This is a genomic window from Pseudoalteromonas sp. S558 (genome assembly GCF_005886635.1).
In the GTDB taxonomy this organism is placed as follows: domain Bacteria; phylum Pseudomonadota; class Gammaproteobacteria; order Enterobacterales; family Alteromonadaceae; genus Pseudoalteromonas; species Pseudoalteromonas aliena.
Map to the genome: position 1 here is coordinate 1 of NZ_PNDU01000321.1, position 4,117 is coordinate 4,117.

At 38.5% G+C, this 4,117-nt stretch carries 4 protein-coding genes; 3 read left to right on the forward strand and 1 reads right to left on the reverse strand.

What is annotated here, in order from left to right:
* Window positions 1–389 precede the first annotated feature (389 nt).
* From CWB66_RS18395 to CWB66_RS18405, 3 genes are all read left to right on the forward strand, one after another.
* Entirely contained in the window at window positions 390–1,613 is a 1,224-nt protein-coding gene (locus CWB66_RS18395) for a response regulator (RefSeq protein ID WP_077538810.1), read from the forward strand.
* Between the two features lie 205 nt (window positions 1,614–1,818).
* The gene (locus CWB66_RS18400) at window positions 1,819–2,157 is read left to right on the forward strand and encodes a P-II family nitrogen regulator (RefSeq protein WP_004587162.1); all 339 of its coding nucleotides are present in this window, start codon (window positions 1,819–1,821) and stop codon (window positions 2,155–2,157) included.
* Between the two features lie 9 nt (window positions 2,158–2,166).
* Window positions 2,167–3,396: an ammonium transporter AmtB gene (locus tag CWB66_RS18405; protein WP_077535735.1), complete on the forward strand. Its 1,230-nt coding sequence runs from the start codon at window positions 2,167–2,169 to the stop codon at window positions 3,394–3,396.
* A gap of 52 nt (window positions 3,397–3,448) precedes the next feature.
* Here the strand turns inward: CWB66_RS18405 and CWB66_RS18410 are convergent.
* On the reverse strand, window positions 3,449–4,117 hold a 669-nt coding region (locus tag CWB66_RS18410), incomplete at its 5' end, for an IS4 family transposase (RefSeq protein ID WP_138586509.1).

The following is a 4,117-nucleotide window of genomic DNA, read 5'->3' on the forward strand; positions in this document are numbered from 1 at the left end:
GTTATTCCCCATAAATAGGCGATAACGCAGCATCAATGCCAAACAGGCGCTGCCCAAAGGGTTCTTCCTAGGGGCTATTTACTCTTTGTTGCTCGGTTTTTACTTAGCCCACTAGGTTGCAAACCTCGCGCCGCGATTAAATAGCCCCTAGTTTGAACAAATTTTAATCCGCAAAGATCAACAGACCCTAGTAGTTTGTATTTAGAGTTTGCAAACTATTACCAATCAAATCTAATGGAATTCGCTTTAATTTTAATGCGCAATATAACAATGCTTAGCAGGATGTTTATTATTCACGAATTTTTGCTATTTTAGCTGCAAAAATGAAGTGCGATTATTTTATATTTGTTACTGACGGTATAAAGTTAACCAAAGTAAAGAGAAGAACTATGCAAAGAGTATTAGTGGTTGAAGACAGTAAAGTAGTACAACAGGTTTTACGCCACTTAACTGCACAGTACCTTGATGTCGCTATTGATTTTGCTTGGTCTTTAGCTGAATGTAAAAGCTATGTAGAAAAACATGATTATTCACTCGCTTTAGTTGATTTGACCCTACCAGATGCGCCTCATGGTGAAGTTGCACAGTACACCTTGACTAAAAAAATCCCCACAGTTGTACTTACGTCTAAAATTGACGAATACAAACGCCAGCAAATGCTTGAACTTGGTGTTGTTGATTACGTAATTAAGGATAATCGTGATTCTTATCATTATGCCGTAAAGCTTGTGGCGCAATTACTAAGAAACCAAGGGTGCAAAGCGCTTATTGCCGATGATTCAATGCTGAGCCGCTCATTAATGAAGCAAATGTTAGAAAAACAATTGTTTGATGTAACCGTAGCTAATGATGGCCAAGAAGCGCTTAATCTATTAAAAGCGGATCCAGAGATAAAGTTGTTAATGACTGACTATGCTATGCCTGTAATGGATGGCTTTGAACTTGTTAAAGCGGTTCGTCATTTTAGAGGCCGTGATGATTTAGCTATTATTGGTTTGTCAGGTGCGGGCAAGCATGGTTTATCAGCGCGATTTATTAAATATGGCGCCAACGACTTTTTGACTAAACCGTTTATGAATGAAGAGTTCCACTGTCGAGTATTGCAAACAATGGAGCAGCTTTCATTAATTGCAGATATAAAAGAAAGTGCCTTTAGAGATGATTTAACGGGTTTGTATAATCGCCGTTATTTTTATCAATATGCGGAAAAGCTATTAAAAAATAGAAATCAAAATAATACGCTCGCTTTACTTGATGTTGATCTTTTTAAAAATATTAATGACAAATTTGGTCATGAAGGTGGAGATCAGGCGTTAAAACAAGTAGGTTCACTTATTCGTTCTACGTTCTCTAACTTTATAGTTGCGCGAGTAGGCGGTGAAGAGTTTGCAATTATTTTACCTGAAATCGAACTAACAAAGGGCAGAGAATATTTAGAAGCATTTAGAAAAAAAATGGCGAGTTATGATTTTTCTATCAGTGACAAGTCTTGCACTATTACTATAAGCATTGGTTTAGCTGAGTTTCAAAATACCAGTTTAACTGATGCTATGCGGACGGCCGACAGCGCTTTGTATAAAGCTAAAAATAAAGGTCGTAATTGTATCGCATAATATTTAGTTAGCTTTTTAGTGCGAGGTTAGTTTACGCACCAATGTAGCTATATTGTTAATATAACGCACCTAAATGGTGCGTTTTTTTTGGTTTTATTTTTATTTTTATCTTTAAGTTATTGTTTAAATTAAATATAAAATACTGGCATAAAGGTTGGATTGTATTAGTCAACAGGATAACAATAAAGAGTCCGAGGGGGCCGCTATGAAAATGATTAGTGCAATTATAAAACCATTTAAATTAGATGATGTGCGTGAAGCACTTGCTGATTTAGGAATTGAAGGAATGACTGTCGTTGATGTAAAAGGCTTTGGGCGTCAACGAGGTCATACAGAGTTATACCGAGGTGCAGAGTATCAAGTTGATTTTATTCCTAAAATTAAACTTGAAATTGCAACTCGAACTGAAAACTGCCAGCGTGTTGTAGAGGCAATTACTAAAATCGCATCAACAGGTAAGATCGGTGATGGCAAGATTTTTGTATACGACTTAGATCAAATTGTTCGTATTCGTACTGGCGAACTTGACGAAGAAGCGATTTAAGGAGGCATCATGGAAAATACAATAATAGAATTAAAATTCTCACTCGATACCTTCTATTTTTTAATATCAGGTATATTAGTAATGTGGATGGCAGCAGGTTTTGCGATGTTAGAGGCGGGTTTAGTTCGCTCTAAAAACACCGCTGAAATTTTGACTAAAAATATCGCGCTCTATTCAATAGCATGTACGATGTTTTTACTAGTTGGCTACAACATTATGTATGTAGACAATATTGAAGGCGGTTTAATTCCCTCAATAGGTGCTTTAATTGGTACACAAGCTGCTGATGCAAATCATTCTCTAGAGTCTGATTTTTTCTTTCAAGTCGTCTTTGTTGCAACTGCGATGTCGATTGTGTCAGGTGCTGTTGCTGAACGTATGAAACTATGGGCCTTTTTAGCATTTGCTGTTGTTCTGACTGGCTTTATTTACCCTGTTGAAGGTTATTGGACATGGGGCGGTGGTTTTTTATCTAAAATGGGCTTTGTTGATTTTGCAGGCTCTGCAATCGTGCATGGCGCAGGTGCTGCCGCCGCACTAGCAGGTGTTTTAATTCTGGGAGCTCGTAAGGGGAAATACGGTAAAAATGGTGAAATATACCCAATTCCAGGTTCAAACTTGCCCCTTGCTACACTCGGTACGTTTATTCTATGGATGGGCTGGTTTGGCTTTAATGGTGGTTCTCAATTACTGCTTTCTGATAAAGAAAATGCAACAGCGGTAGGTCAAATATTACTAAATACTAATGCCGCAGCTGCAATGGGAGCTATTGCTGCGCTGTTTGTGTGTAAAGTACTTTGGGGTAAATCAGATTTAACTATGGTATTAAATGGCGCATTAGCGGGCTTGGTTGTTATCACCGCAGACCCTCTTTCACCATCACCAGTAATGGCTTGCTTATTAGGTTTACTAGGGGGGACTTTGGTTGTATTTAGTATTGTTGCCCTCGATAAAGTTAAGATTGATGACCCTGTAGGTGCAATCTCTGTGCACGGTGTGTGCGGTGCATTAGGCATTATGTTAGTACCGCTAACCAATGCTGACGCAAGCTATGTTAATCAGCTAATAGGTCTAGTATGTATTCTTGCATTTGTATTTGTAGCATCATTTATTGTTTGGACTGTGCTTAACAAAGTAATGGGTATACGTGTAACCGAAGAAGAAGAGCTAAACGGGATGGATCAACACGATTGTGGTATTGAAGCCTACCCAGAGTTTGTTTCTGTTCGCAGTAACTAATTCTAAATAGATATGACAGTGTGCTCTGCAAAGCTCTACCTCTGTCTCTTGATCACAACTTTTCTGTCTGCTGAATTGATATTAACAATTCGGCAGATTCGACCATTTCTGCTAATTTCAACCATCCCTTCCAGAGTGCTTTTACGCCAACTCGACCATTTCTTTTACTGTCATACCACCCTCCCAATTTCGCTAAACTATAGTATAGCCAATGAAGAGACGGTACTTTATCCGGCAACACATCCTTTTCAACCTTTGCCCATAGTAATTTCCACGTCATCTCTTTAACACAAGCTGTACATCTCACTTCTTTGCCTAATTCACTCCTTTGTGCCATATTTTGCAGTTGTAATAACCTGACAGCAATAAACGCTTTAATGATCGCAATTCGTAAAATATTATCACTGTGCTGCAAACGTAAATCTTCTACTTCGGTTCCATCTGTTTTCCATGTTTTATGAAACTCCTCTACACGCCAGCGAAGTTCATAGTATCTTACTAATTTCTGGGCATCTTCTGCTGTGTTTACGGGCTCTGTCGTATATAAAATCCAACATAATGGATTTTTTTGCGTACTTTCTTTTTCCTGACAGACAATGACATTGACGCTCAATGTCGGTGATTCTTGCCCTTGTACTCGCTTAAGCTTGGCGAGTGTTATAGGTTGATAGCTCAATGTAATTCGGGCCTGACGCGCTTTTCTTCCCGCACGTTGCGCTAT